Source organism: Longimicrobium sp. (assembly GCF_036399255.1).
GTDB lineage: Bacteria > Gemmatimonadota > Gemmatimonadetes > Longimicrobiales > Longimicrobiaceae > Longimicrobium.
The window spans coordinates 1-23,287 of the sequence record NZ_DASWNM010000154.1; the positions used below are offsets into that span (position 1 = coordinate 1).

Here is a 23,287-nt window from a genome sequence, read left to right on the forward strand (position 1 = left end):
TCGGCTCGTTGCACTCGCCGAACCGGGCTTCCATTTCGAACGCGCCACCCGATCGGCGGAGTGTGGGCCCCGCCGACGCGAGCAGGTGAAGCCCCGCCGGGCGAGCTCCGCGAGCCCAGGGCGGGGCTTATGGCCTTTCCAGCCGCGGGCTTTAGCCCGCGGCGGGGGGGGGCGGGGCGGCGCGTTCCGGCGCGGGCGCGGCACGCAATCCCGACCCTCACCCCCCTCACCCCCTTCACCCCTTCACCCCTTCACCCCTTCACCCCTTCACCCCTTCACCCCTTCACCCGCTCACCTCCAGCACCCGCCGCAGCGCCTCCGCCACCGACTGCACGTGCGGCGGCTGCAGCATCGTCCCGTGGTTCCCCGCCACCTCGTGCACGCCAAATCCCCCCTCCGCCAGCCGCCCCCAGAACCGCAGCGTCTCCTGCGCGTTGCCCAGGCCGGCCGAGCCGCGCGTCTGCAGGTAGGTCATGCGCCCGGCGTACGGCTGGGGCACGTAGTCCACCAGCGCGTTGTGGTTGGCCATCCGCACCCGCGTGAGCGCCGCCACCTCCGCGATCCGCTCCTCAGGCAGCAGCCGCGGCCCCAGCCTGCGCGCCGTCAGCTGCAGCTGCTGCTCCGGCGTCAGCGGGCGCAGCGCCTCGATCGTCACCGACCCCGTGGGGCCCCAGCCGTAGAGGTCGGTCAGGATGCGGCGCAGCACGGCGGCGTGGTCCAGCGCCATCCGCCCGTCGCCGCGCGACTCGGGGCGGCCGGTGTCCAGCAGCACCAGCAGCTCCACCTCTTCTCCCGCGGCAAGGAGCTGCCGCGCCATCTCGAACGCGGCGATCCCGCCGTACGACCATCCGCCCAGCCGGTACGGGCCCCGCGGCTGCGCGCGCCGCAGCCCCCGCAGGTAGTGCGCGGCCATGGCCTCCGTTCCCTGCAGCGGCGGCAGTCCGTCGTCCAGCCCCTGCGCCTGGAACGCGTACAGCGGCTGGTCGGGCGCCATCAGCGCGGCCAGCGGCGCATAGCAGGCCACGTGGCCCCCGCCCGCGTGGACGAGGAACAGCGGGCGCGCCGTCCCCTCCGGCTGCAGCGCCACGACCGGAAGGCGCACGCCGGAGCGCCGATCCGCCACGGTGCGCGCCATCCGCTCCACCGTGGGGCCCTGCAGCAGCGCCGCGACCGGCACCTCCGCGCCGGTCGCCTGGCGGATGCGCGCCAGCAGCCGCAGCGCCACCAGCGAGTTGCCGCCCAGCCCGAAGAAGTCGTCGTGCACGCCCACGCGCGGCACCCCCAGCACCTCGCGCCACGCGGCGGCGATCGTCTCCTCCAGCTCCGTCCGCGGCTCCACGTGCGCGCTCGCATCGTCCGGATCGGCGGGACGCGGCGCGGGAAGGGCGCGGCGGTCCAGCTTGCCGCTGGCCGTCCGCGGCAGCGCATCCATCACGACGAACGCGGCCGGCACCATCGCCTCCGGCAGCCGCTCGCGGAGCCAGGCGCGCAGCTCGATGGATGCGGGGGGATGATCCGCATCCTCCGCCACCAGCCAGGCGGCCAGCGACGCGCGCTCCCCGCTTCCGTGCGCGCCGACGGCGGCGTCGCGGACCTGCGGATGCGCGCGGAGCACGGCCTCCACCTCGCCGGGTTCGATGCGGACGCCGCGTACCTTGAGCTGCGCGTCGGCGCGGCCGCGGTACTCCAGCGTGCCGTCGGCGGTGACGCGCGCGCGGTCGCCGGTGCGGTACATCCGCAACCCCGCCGGGCCCAGGGGATCGGGGCGAAAGCGGTCCGCGGTGAGCCCTGGCCGCCCCGCGTAGCCGCGCGCCAGCACCGATCCCGCCAGCCACAGCTCGCCCGGCTCGCCGATGCCGCACGGCCGCATCCGCCCGTCCAGCACGTACGCGCGCCCGCCCGCCACCGCCTTGCCGATCCCGACCCGCTCCGCCCCGCGCCGCACCTCATCGAACGTGGCGTAGATCGTGGCTTCGGTGGGGCCGTAGATGTTGATGATGCGCAGCGCCGGTGTCCACGCGTGGAGCGCGCGCGCCAGGGCGGGGGAGAGCGCCTCGCCGCCCAGGATGAGCGTGCGGAGGCCGGGCGGCAGCGTGTCCGCCGCCAGCCGCTCCGCCGCCACGCTCGGCACCAGGAACGCGGTGCGCACCGGACGCGCGGGCGGCGGATCGGAGAGCGGATCGTCCACCAGCGTCACCGCGCCGCCCCAGCTCAGCGGGCCAAAGATCTCCAGCACCGAGGGATCGAAGCCGACGGTGCAGCTGCCGAGCATCGCCGCGCGCTCCGCGGGCCCCAGCAGGGCGCGCGCCTCGTGCAGCAGCGCGTGGACGCTGCCGTGGGCCACCTCCACCCCTTTGGGCACGCCCGTGGAGCCGGAGGTAAAGAGGACGTACGCCAGGTTGTGCGGATGCACCGCTGCGGCCGGATCGTGCGCGGTCCCCGGCGCGGCGGGGATGGATTCGATCGCGATCTCCCGCACCCCGGCGTCCGCCAATCGTCCCCCGTGGGCGCGGTCGACGAGCACGGCGGTGGCGCCGGATGCGCGCACCATCGCGGCCAGCCGCGCGGGCGGGTTGCGCGGGTCCAGCGGCACGTACGCCGCCCCCGCCTTCCACACGCCCAGGAGCGCGGCCACCAGCCCCGGCGTGCGCCCCATCAGCACGCCCACCCGCCCCTCCGCGCTGATCCCCTGCGCGACCAGGTGGTGGGCGATGCGGTTGGCGCGCCGGTTCAGCTCCGCGTACGAGACCTCCTGGTCCGCCCAGGCGACGGCCAGCGCGTCCGGCGTCTCGCGCGCCTGCGCCTCGAACAGGCGGTGGACGCACCCGTCCGCCCGCGCCTCCGCGCCGCGCGCCCACGCCGCCAGCGTCCGCCGCTCGTCGGGCGGGACCAGGGGAAGGTCGATGATGCGCGCCCGCGGATCGTCCGCGAACGCCCGCAACGCGGCGGTGAGCCGGTCCGCCAGCCGGGCGACGGTCGCGGGCTCGTACAGGTCCGTGCGATACAGGATCTCGCCGCGAATGCCGCCGCGCCCGTCGACCAGGCTGAAGGTCAGGTCGAACGGCGACGCGGCCGTATCCACCGGCAGCCGTGTGGCATGGAGGCCGGGGATGGCCAGCGCGTCCTCCTCCGCGGGATCCAGCGAGATCATCACCTGCACCAGCGGCGGGCGGGCGGGGTCGCGGTGCACCTCCGCCGCTTCCACGATGCGGTCGAAGGGGACGCCCGCGTGATCCTGCGCCTCCGCCGCCGCCCGCCGCGCCCGCGCCACCATCTCGCGCACCGTCGTTTCACCGTCGACGTGCATCCGCAGCGGCACCGTGCCGGCAAAGAAGCCGACCGCCGCCTCCGCGCCCGGCACCCCGCGGTTCGCCACCGCCGTGCCGATCAGCAGGTCCTCCTCCCCCGTGGCGCGGTGCAGGACGACGGCGAGCGCGGCCAGCAGCACGCTGAACACGCTGGCCTGCTCGCCCGCCGCCAGCGCGCGCACCCGTGCGGACGCATCCGCCGCCAGCGCGAACGCCGCTCGGCTTCCCCCGAACGCCTGCGCCGCCGGGCGCGGATGGTCCGGCGGCACCTCCAGCACGTGCGGCGCGCCGGCCAGCGTCCGGCGCCACCACTCCACCGACGCCGCGTCGATCCCGCGCCCGCGCTGCCACGCCGCGTAGTCCGGCAGCTGCAGCGGCGGATCGGGAAGGTCCGCGTCCCGCCCCTCCACCCGCGCCGTGTAGAGCGCGGACAGCTCGCGCAGCAGCACCGGCGTGGACGCCCCGTCCGAGGCGGCGTGGTGCAGCGCCAACGCCAGCACGTGCTCGCCGCCGCCCATGCGCATCAGCGCCGCGCGAAAGGGCGGCTCGCGCGTCAGGTCGAAGCCGCGCCCAAAGAACTCCGCCAGCCGCGCATCCACCTCCTCCGCCCGCACGTCCACGAGTTCGAAGCCGATCCGATCCGCCGCGCCGGGCTCCTGCACCGGCTCGCCATCCACCTCGCGGAACGCCAGCCGCAGCGCCTGGTGCCGCTCGACGAGCCGCGCCATCGCCGCCCGCAGCGCCGCCGCGTCCAGGGCGCCCGTCAGCCGCAGCGCCACGGGGATGGTGTACGCCGCGCCTTCCGGGGCCAGCCGGTGCATGAACCACAGCCGCCGCTGCTCCCACGACAGTGGCGCGGCGCTTTCCGTCCGGCGCGGGACCGCCTCCGGCGCGCGCGCGCCGGCCATGCGCAGCCGCTGCAGCAGCGCGCGCTTGACGGGTGAAAGTCCGGAGAGCCGGTCCTGGAGGTCGGACATGCGGTGCGGAAGAGCAGAGCGGGCGGAGGTGCCGCGGCGCCGTTTGGCGACAGAGATATAGCCTCGGAGCGGGGATTCTCCAACCGTCTCGGTTGCGGATGGATACGGCGGGCGTTTACGTATGCGGAGATGTCCGGATCACGCGTACCTGCCGAGAGAGAACCTCACGTGCGCGAATCGAATTCGGGATGCTGCTGTACCTGCTTTTCGTGCTGCTGATGATCTCCGGGGCGGCGCTCGGGGTCGCGACGGCGTTCACGTTCCTGGGCCGCCGCCGGCTTTCCGCCGGCATCGACGCGGTGGGCGTCCACGTGGTCAGCCGCATCCAGCTGCGGAGCTACGGGCTCAGCCGGCTGGATGCTGGCGTGTGCGTGGATTCCTGGGCGCCGGCCTCGTCACGCAGATCTAGCCCGCGGTATTCGAAGCGTGCTCTCGCCACGCCGGTCCTGCCGCGAAGGAACAAGGAACAACGACTGCCTTTTTTCCTCCCCGTCATCGTATTGAGGATACACGCGCGACACACTTGCTTTCTCACGCCAGGAGAGATCATGAGAAGGATCTACACGGAACGGCTCGTGCTTCGCCCCCGCGAGCAGACGGACGATTTGGAGCTCCACCGGATCCTGATGGATGCGATGGTGATGGAGCGCGTCTTCGCCGGAGGTGCGCTCGCTTCACCGGAGGCGTGCCAGCAGTTCATCCACGATGATTTCGCAGGGGATGGGGAGGAGCCGATCGGCATCGGCACCCTTTCCTTGCGAAGTGACGGTCGCGTGATCGGCTTTGCCGGGCTGATTCCGTGCAATGCAGCCGGGTACGAAGATGACGTGGAGTTCGGCGTCGTCCTGGCAACACCGTATCAGCGGGAGGGATATGCCACAGAGATAAGCCGGGCGATGATCGACCTGGCGCTTGGGGAACTGGGGTACCCCCGCGTACTTGCACTGACTCACCCCGGCAACGATGGTGGCCGTGCGGTGCTGGCCCGGCTGGGGCTGCGGTTCATCGAGGAGGTTCCGGCTGGTGACCGTAAGATCCGCCGCGTCTATTCGCGCTCACGAAGCGAGGAGGGCTGACTCGTGCGTTCACGTCGCCAATGTTGATTCCCATGCGTGTCTACGCACCTGACCACGTACATCTCGCCACCCCCGCCGGCCTGGTAGACAGGATGTGCTCCTTCTACCGGGACATTCTATAGAAGTGACTCGGGGGAGATGCGGATCCGCGCATGCTCCCCGCAGGGCATCGGGACAAGCCGTCCGCGCCACCTGATGCGCGATCTCGGGAACCATTGGCCACCACTGCGCTCCAGGCGAGCGGCAGGCTTTTCGGAGCCGGGTGTTCTTCCGCGTTGGGGATCACGGATGTCGTCGTTGGCCGTGGAGAATCCAGCCTTTCCCCGGTAACGGGGTCAATCGACCCATGCAGCCCAGCCTGCGTAGCGGTTAGCTATCTGCCGCTCCCGCGGGAGCATCTGAAGAGGGCCCATTCCACGTTCCGACGTTCGCACATCGTGCCTGTCCGAGTTTTCGCCCGCCGTCCGGGCCTGCTGATCGTCTGCTCCGCGCTCTCCGCCGCCTGCGCCGGCGACGGACCCGCCGGCACCCCCGCACAGGTGTGGGGCGGGTTCGCGCCCGCCGCCTCGTTCGCCGCCGGCGGCGCGGGAATCACCTCCATCGCCACGGGCGAGCTGACGGGTGACGGCGCGCTGGACGTGCTGGTGGTGGCGCGCACCCCGTCACCCACGCTGCGCCTGCTGCCGGGCGCCGGGGCCGGCTTTGGCCCCGCGCAGGTGCTGCAGGGGCTGGCCGACCCCATCCGCGCCGCCGTGGCCGACGTGACCGGCGACGGGCGGGCGGACGTGCTGGCCGTGGGCCACTTCGACAACGGGATGCGGCTGTGGCCGTCCGCGCCCGGCGGGCTGGGCGCCGCCGTGCCGCACGGGCTGGTGAACCACGGCCGCAACGTGTTTACGGGCGACTGGGACGGCGACGGGCGCGCGGACGCGGCCGCGGTGCACGACGGCAGCGGCCAGCCCGTCACGCTCACCGCGTTCCGCGGCGGGGCCGGCGGGCTGCAGCGCGCGTGGGAGCACCGCTCGGGCTCGTTCGCTTCCGGCGGCGTATGCACGGGCGACCTGGACGGCGACGGGCGGATGGACGTGGCCATCGTCACCGGCGACGAGGCCGCGCCCGTGCTGGTGTACGCCGGCCGCGGTGACGCCACCTTTCAGCCGCCCCGCGCCCTGTCGCCGCTGGGCCCCGCCGGCGCGCACGACGGCGCCTTCGACGTGGCGTGCGGCGACCTGGACGGCGACGGGCGCGCCGACCTGGTGACGGCGCACTCCGCCGGCAGCCGGAGCACCGGCCGCAACGCCGTGACCGTCCGCCGGGGCGCGGCGAACACCGCGGTTTACGAGGTGCCCGTCCCCGAGCCGCGCGACCTGCACCTGGCCGACCTGGACCGCGACGGCCGCGTGGACGCCGTGCTCACCCATCCCGAAGCGGCGCGCCTGACCCTGCTCCCCGGCCGCGGCGACGGCACCTTCGCGGCGCCCGTGGCGGTGGCGCTGGACGATCCCGCCGGCGTCGTCGCCGTGGCGGACGTGGACGGGGACGGCTGGCCCGACCTGCTGGTGACCGGCACCGACACCGTGCGGCTGCTGCGCAACCAGGGCAGGGTCCCGGCCCCGTAACGCGCGCCCGTCCCGCCGCCGATCGGCGCGGCGGGACGGAAAGGCGCATGCGGAGCCGATTGCCCGCGCGCGCTTCGTGCGATACCGTATGCGCCGTGCGCGCCGCGGTTTCCGCGCGTCCTTTCTCGCGATCGAGGCGAATCGATGTTCCTGCAGCGCTTCTACGACGACCAGCTGGCCCAGGCCAGCTACCTGCTGGGCTGCGCCGCCACCGGCGAGGCGCTGGTGATCGACCCCAGCCGCGACGTGGCGCAGTACGCGGAGACGGCGAAGCGCGAGGGGCTGCGCGTTACCCACGTCACCGAAACGCACATTCACGCCGACTTCGTCTCGGGCGCGCGCGAGCTGGCGGCCGCCACCGGCGCGCAGCTGCTGCTTTCCGCCGAGGGCGGCGCGGAGTGGCGGTACGCGTACGCCGCGGAAGACGGCGTCACGCTGCTGCGCGATGGCGACGTGTTTCGCGTGGGCAACGTGCGCATCGAGGTAATGCACACGCCCGGGCACACCCCCGAGCACCTTTGCTTCGTCGTCACCGACACCGCCGCGGCCGACCGGCCCATGGGCGTGTTCACCGGCGACTTCGTGTTCGTGGGCGCCGTGGGGCGGCCGGACCTGCTGGAGCGCGCCGTACAGCAGCAGGGGACCATGGAGAAGGGCGCTCGCCAGCTGTTCGCCTCCCTGCGCCGCTTCAAGGCGGCGCTCCCCGACTGGGTGCAGCTGTGGCCCGGCCACGGCGCCGGCAGCGCCTGCGGCAAGTCGCTGGGTGCGGTGCCCTCTACGACGCTGGGATACGAGGCGCTGTTCAACCGCGGCCTGGCGGAGACGGACGAGGAGGCGTTCGTGGCCGACGTGCTGGCGGGCCAGCCCGAGCCGCCCATGTACTTTGCCCAGATGAAGCGGATGAACCGCGAGGGCCCGCGGGTGATGGGCGCCCTGCCGCGCCCCCCGCGCCGCGCGGACGCCGAGCTGGCGGACGTGCTGCGCGCCGGCGCCCCCGTGGTGGACGCGCGCCCCGCGCCCGAGTTCGCCCGCCGCCACGTGCCGGGAACGCTCAGCGTGCCGCTGGGCAAGAGCTTCACCACCTGGGCCGGCTCGGTGCTGCCGTACGACCGCGACTTCTACCTGCTCGCCCCGGCGGGCGCGGACGACGCGCGGATGGCCGCCGTCGCGCGCGACCTGGCGATGATCGGGCTGGACCGCGCCGCCGGCTGGTTTGCCGCCTCCGCCATCGACGCGGCACTGGCGTCGGGGGATGCGGGGCAGGTGCCCGACGTGCAGCCCGACGAGCTGGAGGCCGTGCTGGCCGGCGGCGCCGAGCTGGTGGACGTGCGCAACTCGTCCGAGTACGCCGCGGGCCACCTGGGCGGCGCCGCCAACCTGCCGCTGGGGCGCCTGGCCGAGCGGCTGGACGAGCTGCCGCGCGACCGCCCGCTGGTGGTGCACTGCCAGGCGGGCGGGCGGGCCAGCGTGGCCGCCTCGCTGCTGGCCTCGCGCGGCTTTACGGACGTGCGCCACCTGGCCGGCGACTACGCCGGCTGGAGCCAGGCCGGCCGCCCCGTGGAGACCGGCGAGCCCGTGCCGGCGTAAAATCCTGAGAGGTGTTGCTACGCCTCACATCCATACGAAGGGGTGACTTCCTGAGGGAGCGCATCACGTCCACCCAGAAGTCACACTACAGGTTGCGCGCGACCGAAGGACCTCGTCTCGGTGGCGCAGGGGCCAGATCAGGGCACGGGACCCGCCCCGTCGTTCTGCTGGCGAGGTCCTTCGGTCGGCGCGAAGGTGCAGTGTACAAGCGAGTCGCGGGGCGGCGCCTCCCTCAGGAAGTCAATCACGCTGGCAGGTCTGGTAACACCCTCTGAAAGGGATTGGCCTCACACAGAGTCAGCAGAGTCGTTCGTCCGCAACTCTGTTGACTCTGTGTGAGTTCCACCTGCTCCGCAGACCTTGCTCAGGGAACCTGGGTCAGCCGTAGCCGCACCCGACCCGCCGTTGCCGGCTATTCCCTATTCCCTGTTCCCTATTCCCTGTCAGGCCCTGCCGTTCTTGCCCCTGTAAATCCTGACGACTGAAAACTGGCGTTCATCATCTTCATCTACTAGGATGATGCTCCTCGCCGCGTGCGCCGTGAATTTGGCCGCTGATGGGTGCGCCGTGGCGGGATTGGTGCTGTGGTTTTCGTTTCCGTAACAGCTGCTCGCATGGCCGTGCACTTCGTGCAATCAGGTACACGAAACTTGCGTAGCTTTCGCGGCCCCTCCAAGAGCGGGCCGCGGGTGTACGGCACCGCTCCGGCCCGCATTGCCGCAAACGTTTACGGCACGGCGCTTGCTTCTTCATCTACATACGTTTCGCGAAACCCCGCCGAGGTGCGGGTTTTCCGAAAAAAAGCAGTCCGGACGCGGCGCCGCCCCACGAGCCTCATGCTGAGCCAGCCCAGCCCCGCCGAAGCCCCCCAGGACATGGACCTGCGCGGTCGCATCTTCACCGACCTGGACCGGCTTGCGTTTGCCCTGGAAATGGAAGCCGCCGAGCACCTGGACGCCGGCCGCGACGCCGAATACCTGCGCACGCAGGAGCGGCGCCTGGGCGTTCGCCTTGCGCAGCGGCTGGTTTCCGGCGTTCCCGCGGACGAGGTGAACGGGCGCATGGAGCGGTGGGAAAGCGGGTACGCCGGCCGCCTGGGGCTGGTGGAGGCGTGACGATGGCGGGAACGCGCGGCTGTACGCCGCCCGGAGTCGCCGGCGAGGCGCTCTGCACCCGTCGCGGGTGCGGGCGGAGCGTCACCGGATAAAAAAAGAATCCCGCGGTGCGGGGGATCGGTGGCCGGTCCCCCGCGCTCGCTTGCGTGCGGGCCGACAGGCGTAGTTGGGGACGATACGTAACAGGGAGAGTGTTTCGCGCTCTGGTGTTACGTACGGAATGGACGTTGCATGCGGGTGGGCGCTTCGTTCACCCGCGGGGTGTGGGACAAGCGTGGGTGAGGGGGAGCGGCGGCCGCCGAACGGCGCGGCGCCGGCAGAGGGATTCACCGCTTTTGGCGGAGGTGCGGAGTGGCGGGTCGGAGAGTGCTGGTGACGGGAGGAGCGGGGTTCGTGGGCAGCCACCTGGTGGACGCGCTGCTGGCGCGGGGAGACCGGGTGCGCATCCTGGACAACCTCGATCCGCAGGTGCACGGCCCCGGCCGGCGCAGGCCCGCGTGGGTCCCCGCGGACGCCGAGTTCATCCAGGGCGACATGCGCAGCGCAGACGACGTACGCGGCAGCCTGCGGGAGATCGACATCGTGTACCACCTGGCCGCCGCCGTGGGCGTGGGCCAGAGCATGTACCAGGTGGCCGACTACACCGCCGTCAACACGATGGGCACCGCGCACCTGCTGCAGTCGCTGGTGGACGACCGCGGCGACGTCCAGAAGCTGGTCGTCGCCTCGTCCATGTCCATCTACGGCGAGGGGCGCTACGTGCGGCCCGACGGGCGCGAGCCCCTGAGCACGCTTCGCACCCCCGACCAGCTGCGCGACCACCAGTGGGAGCCGCGCGACGTGGACGGCACCGTGCTCACCCCCGCCGCCACCGACGAGGGGAAGCCGCTGGACCCCACCTCCATCTACGCGCTCACCAAGGCCGACCAGGAAAAGATGGTGCTGATGATGGGGGCCGCGTACGGCATTCCCAGCGTCGCCCTGCGCTTCTTCAACATCTACGGCCCGCGCCAGGCACTGTCGAATCCGTACACCGGCGTGGCGGCCATCTTCAGCGCGCGCCTGCTGAACGGGCAGCCGCCGCTGGTCTTCGAGGACGGCGAGCAGAAGCGCGACTTCGTCTCGGTGCACGACATCGTGCAGGCGCTCCTTCTTTCGGCGGAGGAAGAGGCGGCCGTGGGCAAGGCCTTCAACGTGGGCTCCGGCCGCGCGGTCACCGTGCGCGAGGTGGCGCAGACGCTGGCGGGCGTGCTGGGGACCGACCTCGAGGCGCAGGTGGTGGACCGCTACCGCGTGGGCGACATCCGCCACTGCTTCGCCGACATCTCGCTCGCCCGCGAGGTGCTGGGCTACGAGCCGCGGGTGACGTTCGAGGAGGGGATGCAGGAGCTGGTGGCGTGGCTGCAGGAGCAGGAGCGCCCGGAAGACCATGTGGAAACCCACGCGGCCGAGCTGGCCGCGCGCGGACTCACGCTGTGAGGAGGGGGACGATGACGGGCAAGGGCGACCACATCCTGATCACCGGCGGCGCCGGGTTCGTCGGCAGCAACCTGGCCGACGCGCTGCTGCGCGAGGGCGAGCGGGTGATCGTGGCCGACAACTTCTCTCGCGACGGCGTGCGCCGGAACGCGGCGTGGCTCCAGGCCAACCACGGCGACCGCGTGCGCGTGGAGCAGGTGGACGTGTGCGACACCGCGCGCATCACCCCGCTGGTGCGCCAGAGCAAGCAGGTCTTTCACCTGGCCGCGCAGGTGGCGGTGACCACGTCGCTCGACGACCCGCGCACCGACCTGCAGACCAACGTCATCGGCACCTTCAACGTGCTCGAGGCCGCGCGCGGCATGAAGACCCCGCCCCCCGTCCTCTTTACCAGCACCAACAAGGTGTACGGGGGGATGGAGGACGTGGCGGTGGATCTGGCCGACGAGGCGTACCGCTACACCGACGGGCGGCCGGGGGTCAGCGAGGAGGCGCGGCTGGACTTCCACTCGCCGTACGGGTGCAGCAAGGGCGCGGCGGACCAGTACGTCCACGACTACGCCCGCATCTACGGCCTGCCCACCGTGGTGTTCCGGATGAGCTGCATCTACGGCACCCGCCAGTTCGGCACCGAAGACCAGGGGTGGGTGGCGCACTTCGGGCGGGCGCTGTACGGGCGGGAGCCCATCACCATCTACGGCGACGGCTTCCAGGTGCGCGACATCCTGTGGATCGACGACCTGGTGGACGCCATGCGCCGGGCCATGGACCGCATCGACACGGTGGCGGGCCAGGTGTTCAACGTGGGCGGCGGCGCGCCCAACGCGGTGACGGTGCGCGGCGTGATCGACCGGCTGCGGGACGTGACCGGCCGCTCCGTCCCCGTCCACACCGCCGACTGGCGCCCGGGCGACCAGCGCATCTACGTCAGCGACACGGCGAAGATCCAGCGCGTGCTGGACTGGAAGCCGCGCACGTCGTGGAAGGCGGGCCTGGAGAAGCTGGTGGACTGGCTGCGCGAGGCGGACCTGGAGTCGCCCGTGCTTGCGCGCGGCGCCGCGTCCGTGCGCGAGCCGCTGGCCGAGGCCGTCGGCGCGGACTGAAAACGGTCGTCGCGGGCCCTCTCCCCGACCGGCCTTTCGCTCGTTCCTCGCGACGGCGGTGGACCCCTCCCCCAAACTGCGGGGGAGGGGTGGCGCGAAACGGCGTCCGAAGCGGGATCGAATTCTCCCCTCTCCGTGAGGAACGAGCGGGGAGGGGCCGGGGGAGGGGCACCCCGGCGGACGCAGCGTGATTTCGGGCGCCGCGGGCCCTCTCCCCCGACCGGCTTTCGCTCGTTCCTCGCGACGGCGGTCGACCCCTCCCCCAAACCGCGGGGGAGGGGTGGCGCGAAACGGCGTCCGGAGCGGGATCGAATTCTCCCCTCTCCGTGAGGAACGAACGGGGAGGGGCCGGGGGAGGGGCACCCCGGCGGACGCAGCGTGATTTTGATCGCCACGTCCTGGTGCGTCGGGCGTGGTACTTGGCACTTGGCACTTGAACCTGGGCACTGTTCCGGAATGACGTCCGATACACTGACGGCTACCGACACCATGCGCGCCGTCCGTCTGGCGGCGCCCGGTGAGATTTCGCTGGACGAGGTCGCGCTCCCCGAGCCCGGGCCGGGGCAGGTGCGCATTCGCCTGGAGGGGTGCGGCGTGTGCGCGTCCAACCTTACGCCGTGGGGCGGGGCGGAGTGGATGACGTACCCCACCGAGCCCGGCGCGCTGGGGCACGAGGGGTGGGGCGTGGTGGACGCCGTGGGCGAGGGCGTCACCGGCTTCACCGTGGGCGACCGCGTGGCCGCGCTTTCGTACAGCGCCTACGCCGAGTACGACCTGGCGGATGCGTCGGCGACGGTCAAGCTGCCGGCGTCGCTGGAGGGCCGGCCGTTTCCCGGCGAGCCGCTGGGGTGCGCGATGAACATCTTTCGCCGCAGCGACATCCAGCCGGGGCAGACGGTGGCCATCGTGGGCATCGGCTTCCTGGGCGCGCTGCTGACGCGGCTGGCCAAGGACGCCGGCGCGCGGGTCATCGCCATCAGCCGCCGCCCGTTCTCGCTCGACATCGCGCGGGAGATGGGCGCCGATGAGACCATCGCCATGGACGACCACTGGGCCATCATCGAAAAGGTGAAGGAGCTCACCGGCGGCGTGCTGGCGGACCGGGTGATCGAGGCGGTAGGCAAGCAGTGGCCGCTGGACCTGGCGGCGGAGATCACGAAGGAGCGTGGGCGGCTGGTCATCGCCGGCTACCACCAGGACGGCCCGCGGCAGGTGAACATGCAGATGTGGAACTGGCGCGGCCTGGACGTGATCAACGCCCACGAGCGCGACCCCGAGGTCTACATCGAAGGCATCCGCATGGCGGTGGACGCGGTCGCCAGCGGCCGGCTGGATCCCACGCCGCTGTACACGCACACGTACCCGCTGGACCAGCTGGACCAGGCGCTCAACGACACCCGCGACCGTCCGGACGGGTTCCTGAAGGCGCTGGTGATGATGGACCGGAGTGCGTGAGTTGCGGGAGTGCGGGAGTGCGTTAGTGCGTTAGTGCGGGAGTGGTTGGACCGGAGGGGAGGGCGAGTTTGATGCGACCCGCGGCGCCCCCTCCGCTCGCCTAGGCTCGCACCTCCCCCGAAACTGCCGGGGGAGGTTGGGTGGGGCAGGGGATCGGGCGTTGCGAGGGGATCGGTCTGCGTCCGCAGGCGCCCCCCTCCCCGGCCCTCCCCGCAAACGGCGGGAGGGTGACGCGCCCGACAGACTTTTCGAAGCAGGATCGAATTCTCCCCTCTCCGCGAGGAACGAGGGGGAGGGTGCTTCGGACGCAGTTTGGACTGTCCGAAGCGGGATCGAATTCTCCCCTCTCCGTGAGGAACGAACGGGGAGGGGCCGGGGGAGGGGCACCCCGCCGGCGCAGACCGATGTAGTTCGAAGCACCGCGAGCGATCGCCCGCACCACGGGGCGCAGCCCGCGCAGCATTGTAGAAGCACCGTCCAAGTACACCAGAGGAAAAAGCTCGTGACCGACGTCCTGACCCAAGCACCGGCCGCATCCCCCGAGGCGGAATCCACTCCCGCACTCACGCACTCACGCACTCCCGCACTCGGGTTCCTGGGCGTGGGCTGGATCGGGCGGCACCGCATGGAGGCCATCGCAAAGTCCGGCTTCGGGCGCATCGCGGCGGTGGCGGACACGTCGGCGGAGATGATCGCGGCGGCGCGGGAGGCGGCGCCCGACGCGCAGGTGGCGGACGGGCTGGAGGGGCTGCTGGCGCTGGGGCTGGACGGCATCGTCATCGCCACGCCCAGCGCCATGCACGCGGAGCAGTCCATCCGCGCGCTGGAATCCGGCGCCGCCGTCTTCTGCCAGAAGCCGCTGGGCCGCACGGCGGATGAGGTGCGTCGGGTGGTGGATGCGGCGCGCGCGGCGGACCGGCTGCTGGCCGTCGACCTTTCCTACCGCTTCACCGAGGGGATGCGCGCCATCCGCGAGCGCATCGCGGGGGGCGAGCTGGGGAAGGTGTACGCGGTCGATCTCGTGTTTCACAACGCGTACGGGCCCGACAAGCCCTGGTTCTACGACCCCGCGCTCTCCGGCGGCGGGTGCGTGATGGACCTGGGCGTCCACCTGGTGGACCTGGCGCTGTGGGCGCTGGACTTTCCCGCGGTGGAGGGGGTGACGTCGAAGCTGTTCGCCGGCGGCGAGGCGCTGGGGGCGGACGCGGACCGCTGCGAAGACTACGCGACGGCGCGCGTGGACCTGGCGGGCGGGACGGCGGTGGACCTGGCGTGCTCGTGGAAGGTGAGCGCGGGGCAGGACGCGGTGATCGGCGCCTCGTTCTACGGCACGGGCGGCGGTGCGGCGCTCCGGAACGTGAACGGCTCGTTCTACGACTTTACCGCGGAGGCGTACCACGGCACGTCGCGCGAGACGCTGGCCTCGCCGCCCGACGAGTGGGGCGGGCGCGCCGCGGCGGACTGGGCGCGCCGGCTGAGCGAGGGCGCGCGCTTCGACCCCGCCGCCGAGCGGCTGGCCGACGTGGCCGCCGTCCTGGACCGCATCTACGGCCGATGAAGGTCCTGCTCACCACCGACACGGTCGGCGGGGTGTGGGACCACACGGTCACGCTGGCCCGCGAGCTGGACGCGGCCGGCCACGAGGTGCTGGTGGCCGTGATCGGCGAGCCGCGCGACGAGCGGCTTGCGGCGCTCCCCACCGGGGTGCAGGTGGTGTGGCGCGCGTACCGGCTGGAGTGGATGCAGGACGCCGCCGACGACGTGCGCGCCGCGGCCGAGTGGCTGCGCGGCCTCGCGGAGGTGTGGAGCGCCGACGTGGTCCACCTGAACCAGATCGCCTACGCCGCGGCGGACTTCGCGGCGCCGGTGCTGGTGGCGGTGCACAGCGACGTGATCAGCTGGTTTCCGCACGTGCACGGCACCGAGGCGCCCGCGGACGACTGGGCGGCCTACGCGGGCTGGCTGCGCGCCGGGCTGAACGCGGCGGACGCCATCGTCACCCCCACGGCGTACCAGGCGGGCCTGGTCCAGCGGTACTACGGGATGGAGGTCACGCGCGTCATCCACAACGGCATCCAGTTCGATGACGAACAGCCGCGGCCGCGCGAGCGGGGGCTGGTGCTGAGCGTGGGCCGGCTGTGGGACCGCGGCAAGGGCGTGGACCTGCTGGACGACGCGGCGCGGCTGATGGGCGACGACGCGCCCGACATCCACGTGATCGGCGAGACGGTGGCGCCGCACGGCGAGTCGTTCAGCGTGCGGCACGTGACCGCGCACGGGCGGGTGGAGCGCGCGCAGGTGGATGAGTGGATGCGCCGCGCCGCCATCTACGTGGCGCCCAGCCGCTACGAGCCATTCGGCCTGGCGCCGCTGGAGGCCGCGCTGCACGGGTGCGCGCTGGTGCTCAGCGACATCGGCACCTTTCGCGAGCTGTGGGACGGCTGCGCGGAGTTCTTTCCCAGCGGCGACGCGGCCGCGCTCGCCGCCGCCATCCGCCGCGTCTGCGACGATCCCGTGCGCCGCGAGCGCCTGGCCCGCGCCGCCGCCACCCGCGCCCTGCGGCGCTACACGGCGAAGCGCATGGCATCCGACTACATCGACCTTTACCACCAGATGACGCGCAACCACGTCCGCCACACGCACCGCGCGGAGGCGGTCGCGCGATGATCGTCCATGATCGGCCGGCTTCGAGCCGGCAACCTGCCGTCCGCCCGCGGGAGCGAATGAATTCGCCGCAACAACCGCGGAAAGCCCCGCAAACCGCGCGGGGCTTCAACCGCGAACATTGCGGCAACGCGCCGCACGCGCCGATGCCACCGCACCCGTCCGCGCAGGCGGACATCGCGTTTTCCCAGCCGCGAATTCATTCGCCCCTGGATGCGTGGGCGGCGGCCTCGTCGCGTTCGCGTCTGGCCTCGTCCCGGGCGGGTGAACCCGCGGCTGGGACTGCGGGAAGCCCCGCAAACCGCGCGGGGCTGCGCGGCCGACGGTATCGCGCGGTGACACATGCCCCGGCGCGCAAATCTGTCATTCCGAGGGGCTTCGCACTGGCCTCGTCCCGGGCGGGTGAACCCGCGGCTGGAACCGCGGGAAGCCCCGCAAACTGCGCGGGGCTGTGTGGCCGCTGGCATCGCGCGGTGACACATGCCCCGCCGCGCAAATCTGTCATTCCGAGGGAGCGCCGCGCCGGCCTGTCTGGTTCGCAATCGCCTGTGCGCGACCGAGGAATCTACTCTCTGCTGCTCGTAACCCGTCGCCGCGCCGGGATCTCGCGGCCACAATCCGCGCAGGCGGATTTTGCGCCTTTCCAGCGGCGAATTCATTCGCTCCAGGACCGCGCGGGGCTGCGTGGCCGACGGTCTCGCGCGGTGACACATGCCCCGGCGCGTAAATCTGTCATTCCGAGGGAGCGCCGCGCCGGTCTGTCTGGTACGCAATCGCCTGCGCGCGACCGAGGAATCTACTCTCTGCTGCTCGTAACGCGCCGCCGCGCCGGGATCTCGCGGCCACAATCCGCGCAGGCGGATTTTGCGCCTTTCCAGCGGCGAATTCATTCGCTCCAGGACCGCGCGGGGCTGCGCGGCCTCCGGTATCACGCGGTGACACATGCCCCGCCGCGCAAATCTGTCATTCCGAGGGAGCGCCGCGCCGGTCTGTCTGGTTCGCAATCGCCTGTGCGCGACCGAGGAATCTACTCTCTGCTGCTCGTAACCCGTCGCCGCGCCGGGATCTCGCGGCCACAATCCGCGCAGGCGGATTTCGCGCGTTTCCCGCGGCGAATTCATTCGCTCCAGGATGGGTACGCGCCGGCATCCTTGGGTTCGCACCCGGACGGAGGGCCCTGCCGATGAAGTTCGTCTTCTTTGTCCACAGCGCGGTCAGCGACTGGAACCACGGCAACGCGCACTTCGTCCGCGGGCTGATGAGCGCGCTGACGCGGATGGGGCACGGCGTGGTGAGTTACGAGCCGCGCGGCGCCTGGAGCGTGGAGAACCTGCTGCGCGACCACGGCGTGGGGCCCATCGTGGAGTTCGCCCGCGCGTACCCGGAGATCGACGTCCGCAGCTACGACCCGCGGTCGCCGTCGCTCACGGACGATCTCACCGAGGCCTTGGCGGGCGCGGACGTGGTGCTGGTGCACGAGTGGAACGATCCGCACGTGGTGAACGCCATTCCGCCGCTGGTGCGCGCCAACGGCGGCCTCTGCCTGTTCCACGACACGCACCACCGCCCGTGGAGCCAGCCCGAAGCCATCGCCCGCTTCGACCTGCCGGCGTACGACGGCGTGCTGGCCTTTGGCGACGTGCTGCGCGACGTGTACCGCGAGCGCTTCGGCGTGGAGCGCGCGTGGACCTTCCACGAGGCGGCGGACGTGGAGCGCTTCAGGCCCCTCGATCTTCCCAAGTCCACCGACGTCATCTGGATCGGCAACTGGGGCGACGAGGAGCGCACGCAGGAACTGCGCGACTACTGGCTGGGCGCCGCGCGGCGCTTTCCCGAGCTGTCGTTCGCGGCCCACGGCGTCCGCTACCCCGACTACGCGCTGGCCGAGCTGGCGGACGCCGGCGTGGAGTTCCGCGGCTGGGCGCCCTCGCTCACCGTCCCCGCCGAGTTCGCGCGCAGCCGGGTGACGCTGCACGTGCCGCGGCGCGCGTACGTGCAGGCGCTGCGGGGAATTCCCACCATCCGCGTCTTCGAGGCGCTGGCGTGCGGCATCCCGCTCGTCAGCGCGCCATGGCTGGACTCGGAGAACCTGTTCCGGCCGGGGGACTACGTTTCGGTGGATTCGCCCGAGGCGATGTGGCAGGCGCTGCACCGCCTGGCCACGGACGAGGACGCGGCGGCGGAGCAGGCGGCGGTGGGGCTGGAGACCATCCTGGCGCGCCACACCTGCGGGCACCGGGCCGAGCAGCTTCTCGGCATCATCCTGGAGCTCGGAAGCCTCGGCGCGGCGGGAGGCCTCGGTGGAGGGAACAGGGAACAGGGAACAGGGAATAGCCTGCAAACGCAGACTGATCCACTTGCATCTTCGGAGGCGGCATGCACCTGACGTTCTTTGGCTCGTCGCTGGTTTCGTCGTACTGGAACGGCGCCGCCACGTACTACCGCGGGCTCATCCGCGCGCTGCACGGGCTTGGGCACACCATCACCTTCTGCGAGCCCGACGCGTACGACCGGCAGAAGAACCGCGATCTCGCCGAGGACCCCGGCTACGCCCGCGTCATCGTCTACACGACGGAGGCGGAGCGCGACGCGCTGGTGGAGCAGGCGTTCGCGGAGAGCGACTGGGTGATCAAGTGCAGCGGCGTGGGCGTGTGGGACGCGGAGCTGGAAGAGGCGGTGGCCGAGCGCGCCGGCGGCCGGGCGATGACGGCGTTCCTTGACGTGGACGCCCCCGCCACCCTGGGCCGCATCGCCGCGGATCCGGCGGACCCGTTCCGGCTGCACATCCCCCAGTACGACCAGGTCTTCACCTACGGCGGCGGTCCGCCCGTCGTCCAGGAGTACGAGCGCTGGGGCGCAAAGGCGTGCACGCCCATCTACAACGCGCTAGACCCGGACGAGCACCGGCCCGTCGAAGGGGTCGCGACCGAGTACGACATCCTCTTCATGGGCAACCGCCTGCCGGACCGCGAGGCGCGCGTGGAGGAGTTCTTTTTCCGCGCCGCCGCGCTCTGCCCGGAGCACCGGTTCCTGCTGGGCGGCGAAGGGTGGGGATGGAAGACGGACATGCCCGCCAACGTCACGTACCTGGGCCACGTTCCCACCGGCCGCCACAACGCGGTGAACGCCAGCGCGCGGCTGGTGCTGAACATCCACCGCGACAGCATGGTGCAGAACGGGTGGAGCCCCGCCACGCGCATGTTCGAGGCGGCCGGCGCGGCCAGCTGCCAGGTGACGGACGCGTGGCAGGGGATCGAGGACTTCTTTGCCCCCGGCGAGGAGATCCTGGTCGCCGCCAGCGCCGAGGAGGTGGCGCAGCTGGTGCGTTCGGTGGATGACGAGCGCGCGCGGCGTATCGGCCAGGCGGGGCGCGCGCGGGCGCTGGCGGACCACACCTACACCCAGCGCGCGCGGCAGATGGACGCCATCCTGCGCGCCGCACCCGTGGAGGCCGCATGAAGCTCGTCGTCTTCGGCCTGACCATCAGCAGCAGCTGGGGGAACGGGCACGCGACCACCTACCGCGCCCTGCTGCGCGCCTTTGCCGCGCGCGGCCACGAGGTGGTGTTCTACGAGTGGGACGCTCCCTGGTACAGCGGCAACCGCGACCTGGCGGCCCCCGGCTACGTCACGCTCAAGCTGTACGACGAGTGGTCGAACGTCGCCGCGGCGGCGATCGCGGAGGCGAAGGACGCGGACGCGACGCTGGTGGGCTCGTACGTCAAGGACGGGCCGCGGGTGATCGACGACCTGGCGGAGGCGGGGGTGGATCCGCTGTTCTTTTACGACATCGACACGCCGGTGACGGTGGCGGCGCTGCGGAATGGCGGGGCGGAGTACCTGCGGCCGGACCAGGTGCCGCTGTTCACGCGCTACCTGTCGTTCACGGGCGGGCCGTTTCTGCACGAGGTGCTGGAGGGCGAGCTGGGCGCGCGCGAGGCCCGGCCGCTGTACTGCTCGGTGGATGTCGATCGCTACCATCCCGTGGAGGTCGATCCGCTGCTGGTGAGCGACCTGGCGTACATGGGGACGTACGCGCCCGACCGGCAGCCGGTGCTGGAGCGGTTCCTGATGGAGCCGGCGCGGCGGATGCCGGACAGGAAGTTCTACGTGGCTGGCCCGCAGTACCCGGACGACATCCGCTGGCCGGGGAACGTGCTGCTGAACCCGCACCTGCCGCCGTCGCTGCACGCCACCTTCTACAGCAGCGCCCGCTGGCAGCTGAACGCCACCCGCGCCGACATGGTGCAGGCCGGCTGGTCGCCCAGCGTGCGCCTGTTCGAGGCCGCCGCCTGCGGCGCGGCCATGATCAGCGACCGCTGGCCGGGCATCGAGCACTTCTTCACCCCCGGCACGGAGATCCTGCTGCCGGAGAGCACCGACGAGGTGATCGACATCCTGCGCACCACGCCGGACGACGTGCGCCGCGCCATCGGGCTCGCGGCGCGCGAGCGGATCCTGGCCGAGCACACGGCGGAACATCGCGCGGAAGAGCTGGAGGCGCTGGTGGGGGCCGAAGCGTCGGTCTGATTTCCGCGGGCAGGAACCGCCTCGAGGCTGCTGCCTGGGCAGGATGCTCGGGAACGGCCTGCACCGGGACGCGCGCACGCCGCGTGGCACGTAGGACGTCCCACGAGCGCGGCGGAACGGACAGAGGGAGCTCGCCGGACCAGCCGGCGGGCTCCCTCGTTCTCAGGCCCCTTCCATCAAATCCGCAAAAATGAATTGCCTCACGCAGAGACGCAGAGAGAAACGACGGAGATCCGTTCTCCGCGGCGTCTCTGCGTGAGGCCGGGTTGTCGCGTGGAATGACGGCAGTTTATCCGGATTCGCATTAACCCCGAGCGCCGCCGCCCGGTGGACCGGGCCGCGGCTGCACGAACCCTGCGCTACGCCGTCGCCGTCGCGGCCACCGGGGCCGCGGAACCGGCCTTGAGACCGTTCACGATGGCGTTGGCGTAGTCCGCCGGGTACGTGGAGCCGCCCTGGCAGGGCGAGCTGCTGGAGCTCTCGTACTGGAACAGGTCGCCGCTGTTCCACAGGAAGCCGCCGTTGATGCCGGTCCCCTGGAACCCTTCAAAGATGGTCTGGAGCTGCGCCGGGCACGTGGTGCCCTCGCCGCCGGCCACCCAGTAGCCGGGGACGACGAACGCGCCGGCGTCGGCGATTCCCGCGTTCGCGTTTCCGACCGCGGTGACCCAGTGAGCGGGGTGGTTGTTCGCGCCGCCGGCGTAGCACTGCAAGTTCATCCAGAGCACGGGCTGCACGTTCCCGTTCTGCTGGTACGACTGCTGAAGGCACTGCGTCCAGAACGGAACGTCCATGTAGGGGCAATAGGTAACGCCCACGCCCAGGCTGCTCACCTTGAGGGTGAGATCCACGATCATCGCCGCCTCCGGGGGCGTGTAGCCCGTCTGCGACTCGTAGTCGAAGTCCACGGCGGTCACGGGGAAGGCCGCCATGAGCGCCTTGAGGTTGCTGGCGCCGGCCGTGTTCCACGTTGCCTGCAGGTTCACGAAGTCGTCCGTGGTCCCCCATGCGCCCACCGACAGCAGGATCTCCTTTACGCCGCCCGCCACGAGGGCGTTGACGTTGTCGGTGAAGTCGGAGCCCAGCTGCAGCACGCCCCCGCTCACCATCAGCGTGTCGTTGTAGTAGAAGTCGCCGTTCGCGTGGACGTGGATGGACCACAGCAGGACGGTGGTGAAGCCTCCCGTCGTGAGCTGGGTGATCTGCTCCGCATATGGCGGCGAGGGGTCCGTCTGGTTGAAGAGCCCGCTTCCGTAGAGTGCGACGCGAGGGTTGGCCATCGTGGGGATCATCCTTTCTGGGGGGTGTTGTTGGAGAACGCGATCTTCTGACTGCCAGCCATGCCTGCGCCGCCGAGGGTTCGCGCCGGCAGGGCATCCATGCCACCGGGCTCATGTACCGGTTCTTACGAACATGGCACGTGCCGGGCGTCGCGCCCGGCACGTGCCACGCATCCGCTCCCCGGTCGGCCTTTCTGCCGCCGCGCCGGAGGGCGTGCCAACGCTTTACGCGGACGGCCAGTTGAACGTGACGCCGATGACGCTCATCGCGCCCTCGACGGTGGTCGTCCACTGGCCGTTCCACGTGCCGTTGTAGCTGGCCGCGACGATCGGACCCTTGGTCTGGGCGTCCTCGTTGTTCCAGATCGGCCCCGCCGGCACGTCCATCGTGAAGCTGGTGCCGCCGCTGCCGTTGGCGGGCGCCGGGAACTCGACGTCGACGGTGCTCATCACCGACTCGACCACCGTCCGCCACTGGCCGTTCCACTTCCCGCCGTGCGCCGCGGCGACGATGGGCGCCTTGGTCTGGGCGTCGTCGTTGCTCCAGATGGGGCCCGCGGGAATGCTCACGGTGAATGAAGCGCTCATGGTCCTGACTCCTTGCATGATGTTCTAGGGCTTTGGCCCGTCCATTCCCGCACCTCGTTGTGCGGGTGGATGTCAGCGTGGTTGCCGGGAGAAGCATCCCCGTCTCCGACCGTGACGGGCCCCTCTTAGGCACGGCCCGTTCCCACACTCGGCGGACGACGAGACGCGTTCCTCCGCTGCGTGTAAGTGCCTGTGATGCATCGGTTTGTCAGTTTTGCTCCTGGGGTGGCGACGAGGATTTTTGCATTGGGAGGGGTGCACGCTGGCGGGCAGGTGTAACGCTCTGGTGTAACAGGTTGTAAATGCTGCCTTGATAGGGAAGGGGCGGGGGGACAGGGAATTAGGGAATAGGGAATAGGGAATAGGGACAGGGAATAGGGAATAGGGAATAGGGAATAGGGAATAGGGAATAGGGAATAGGGAATAGGGAATAGGGAATAGGGGACAGGGGACAGGGGACAGGGGACAGGGGACAGGGGACAGGGGACAGGGGACAGGGGACAGGGG

The 23,287-nt window shown here is 71.4% G+C and carries 15 protein-coding genes; 12 read left to right on the forward strand and 3 right to left on the reverse strand.

What is annotated here, in order from left to right; all coding sequences use genetic code 11:
- Positions 1-283 precede the first annotated feature (283 nt).
- Complete coding sequence (locus VGC13_RS29770) at positions 284-4,285, reverse strand: amino acid adenylation domain-containing protein (protein ID WP_331128980.1); 4,002 nt, start codon at positions 4,283-4,285, stop codon at positions 284-286.
- 188 nt (positions 4,286-4,473) lie between these two features.
- On the opposite strand from VGC13_RS29770, the gene VGC13_RS29775 reads away from it, so the two are divergent.
- The 12 genes from VGC13_RS29775 (at position 4,474) to VGC13_RS29830 (ending at position 20,912) form a co-directional block, all read left to right on the forward strand.
- Positions 4,474-5,361 (forward strand): GNAT family N-acetyltransferase, encoded by an 888-nt coding sequence (locus VGC13_RS29775; protein WP_331128981.1) that lies wholly within the window; start codon positions 4,474-4,476, stop codon positions 5,359-5,361.
- Between the two features lie 437 nt (positions 5,362-5,798).
- On the forward strand, positions 5,799-6,980 hold the full coding sequence (locus VGC13_RS29780) for a VCBS repeat-containing protein (protein ID WP_331128982.1): 1,182 nt from the start codon (positions 5,799-5,801) through the stop codon (positions 6,978-6,980).
- 144 nt (positions 6,981-7,124) lie between these two features.
- Positions 7,125-8,567: an MBL fold metallo-hydrolase gene (locus VGC13_RS29785; RefSeq protein ID WP_331128983.1), complete on the forward strand. Its 1,443-nt coding sequence runs from the start codon at positions 7,125-7,127 to the stop codon at positions 8,565-8,567.
- Positions 8,568-9,403: 836 nt separating this feature from the next.
- Positions 9,404-9,682, forward strand: a complete 279-nt coding sequence (locus VGC13_RS29790) for a hypothetical protein (protein ID WP_331128984.1) — start codon at positions 9,404-9,406, stop codon at positions 9,680-9,682.
- A gap of 351 nt (positions 9,683-10,033) precedes the next feature.
- Positions 10,034-11,161 (forward strand): NAD-dependent epimerase/dehydratase family protein, encoded by a 1,128-nt coding sequence (locus tag VGC13_RS29795; RefSeq protein WP_331128985.1) that lies wholly within the window; start codon positions 10,034-10,036, stop codon positions 11,159-11,161.
- Between the two features lie 11 nt (positions 11,162-11,172).
- Positions 11,173-12,264: a GDP-mannose 4,6-dehydratase gene (locus tag VGC13_RS29800; RefSeq protein WP_331128986.1), complete on the forward strand. Its 1,092-nt coding sequence runs from the start codon at positions 11,173-11,175 to the stop codon at positions 12,262-12,264.
- A 456-nt stretch (positions 12,265-12,720) separates the two neighbouring features.
- The gene (locus VGC13_RS29805) at positions 12,721-13,719 is read left to right on the forward strand and encodes an MDR/zinc-dependent alcohol dehydrogenase-like family protein (RefSeq protein WP_331128987.1); all 999 of its coding nucleotides are present in this window, start codon (positions 12,721-12,723) and stop codon (positions 13,717-13,719) included.
- 595 nt (positions 13,720-14,314) lie between these two features.
- A complete protein-coding gene (locus VGC13_RS29810; protein WP_349264268.1) occupies positions 14,315-15,277 on the forward strand; it encodes a Gfo/Idh/MocA family oxidoreductase in 963 nt (320 codons plus the stop codon).
- A complete protein-coding gene (locus tag VGC13_RS29815; protein WP_331128989.1) occupies positions 15,274-16,386 on the forward strand; it encodes a glycosyltransferase family 4 protein in 1,113 nt (370 codons plus the stop codon). The genes VGC13_RS29810 and VGC13_RS29815 overlap by 4 nt, the downstream gene beginning before the upstream one ends.
- Positions 16,387-17,566: 1,180 nt before the next feature.
- Positions 17,567-18,769: a CgeB family protein gene (locus VGC13_RS29820; RefSeq protein WP_331128990.1), complete on the forward strand. Its 1,203-nt coding sequence runs from the start codon at positions 17,567-17,569 to the stop codon at positions 18,767-18,769.
- Entirely contained in the window at positions 18,760-19,842 is a 1,083-nt protein-coding gene (locus VGC13_RS29825) for a CgeB family protein (protein WP_331128991.1), read from the forward strand. Before VGC13_RS29820 ends, VGC13_RS29825 begins: the two co-directional genes overlap by 10 nt.
- Positions 19,839-20,912: a CgeB family protein gene (locus tag VGC13_RS29830; protein ID WP_331128992.1), complete on the forward strand. Its 1,074-nt coding sequence runs from the start codon at positions 19,839-19,841 to the stop codon at positions 20,910-20,912. Before VGC13_RS29825 ends, VGC13_RS29830 begins: the two co-directional genes overlap by 4 nt.
- A 359-nt stretch (positions 20,913-21,271) precedes the next feature.
- Here the strand turns inward: VGC13_RS29830 and VGC13_RS29835 are convergent, their stop codons facing one another.
- Together VGC13_RS29835 and VGC13_RS29840 are read right to left on the reverse strand one after the other, a co-directional pair.
- Complete coding sequence (locus tag VGC13_RS29835) at positions 21,272-22,192, reverse strand: hypothetical protein (RefSeq protein WP_331128993.1); 921 nt, start codon at positions 22,190-22,192, stop codon at positions 21,272-21,274.
- Positions 22,193-22,417: 225 nt separating this feature from the next.
- On the reverse strand, positions 22,418-22,780 hold the full coding sequence (locus tag VGC13_RS29840; RefSeq protein ID WP_331128994.1) for a mannan-binding lectin: 363 nt from the start codon (positions 22,778-22,780) through the stop codon (positions 22,418-22,420).
- Positions 22,781-23,287 lie beyond the last annotated feature (507 nt).

What these genes read in the sequence shown, in the direction of transcription:
- VGC13_RS29770 (WP_331128980.1), bottom strand. Translation starts at nt 4,285, where the DNA reads ATGTCCGACCTCCAGGACCGGCTCTCCGGACTTTCACCCGTCAAGCGC.
- VGC13_RS29775 (WP_331128981.1), top strand. Translation starts at nt 4,474, where the DNA reads ATGCTGCTGTACCTGCTTTTCGTGCTGCTGATGATCTCCGGGGCGGCG.
- VGC13_RS29785 (WP_331128983.1), top strand. Translation starts at nt 7,125, where the DNA reads ATGTTCCTGCAGCGCTTCTACGACGACCAGCTGGCCCAGGCCAGCTAC.
- VGC13_RS29790 (WP_331128984.1), top strand. Translation starts at nt 9,404, where the DNA reads ATGCTGAGCCAGCCCAGCCCCGCCGAAGCCCCCCAGGACATGGACCTG.
- VGC13_RS29800 (WP_331128986.1), top strand. Translation starts at nt 11,173, where the DNA reads ATGACGGGCAAGGGCGACCACATCCTGATCACCGGCGGCGCCGGGTTC.
- VGC13_RS29805 (WP_331128987.1), top strand. Translation starts at nt 12,721, where the DNA reads ATGACGTCCGATACACTGACGGCTACCGACACCATGCGCGCCGTCCGT.
- VGC13_RS29815 (WP_331128989.1), top strand. Translation starts at nt 15,274, where the DNA reads ATGAAGGTCCTGCTCACCACCGACACGGTCGGCGGGGTGTGGGACCAC.
- VGC13_RS29820 (WP_331128990.1), top strand. Translation starts at nt 17,567, where the DNA reads ATGAAGTTCGTCTTCTTTGTCCACAGCGCGGTCAGCGACTGGAACCAC.
- VGC13_RS29825 (WP_331128991.1), top strand. Translation starts at nt 18,760, where the DNA reads ATGCACCTGACGTTCTTTGGCTCGTCGCTGGTTTCGTCGTACTGGAAC.
- VGC13_RS29830 (WP_331128992.1), top strand. Translation starts at nt 19,839, where the DNA reads ATGAAGCTCGTCGTCTTCGGCCTGACCATCAGCAGCAGCTGGGGGAAC.
- VGC13_RS29835 (WP_331128993.1), bottom strand. Translation starts at nt 22,192, where the DNA reads ATGGCCAACCCTCGCGTCGCACTCTACGGAAGCGGGCTCTTCAACCAG.
- VGC13_RS29840 (WP_331128994.1), bottom strand. Translation starts at nt 22,780, where the DNA reads ATGAGCGCTTCATTCACCGTGAGCATTCCCGCGGGCCCCATCTGGAGC.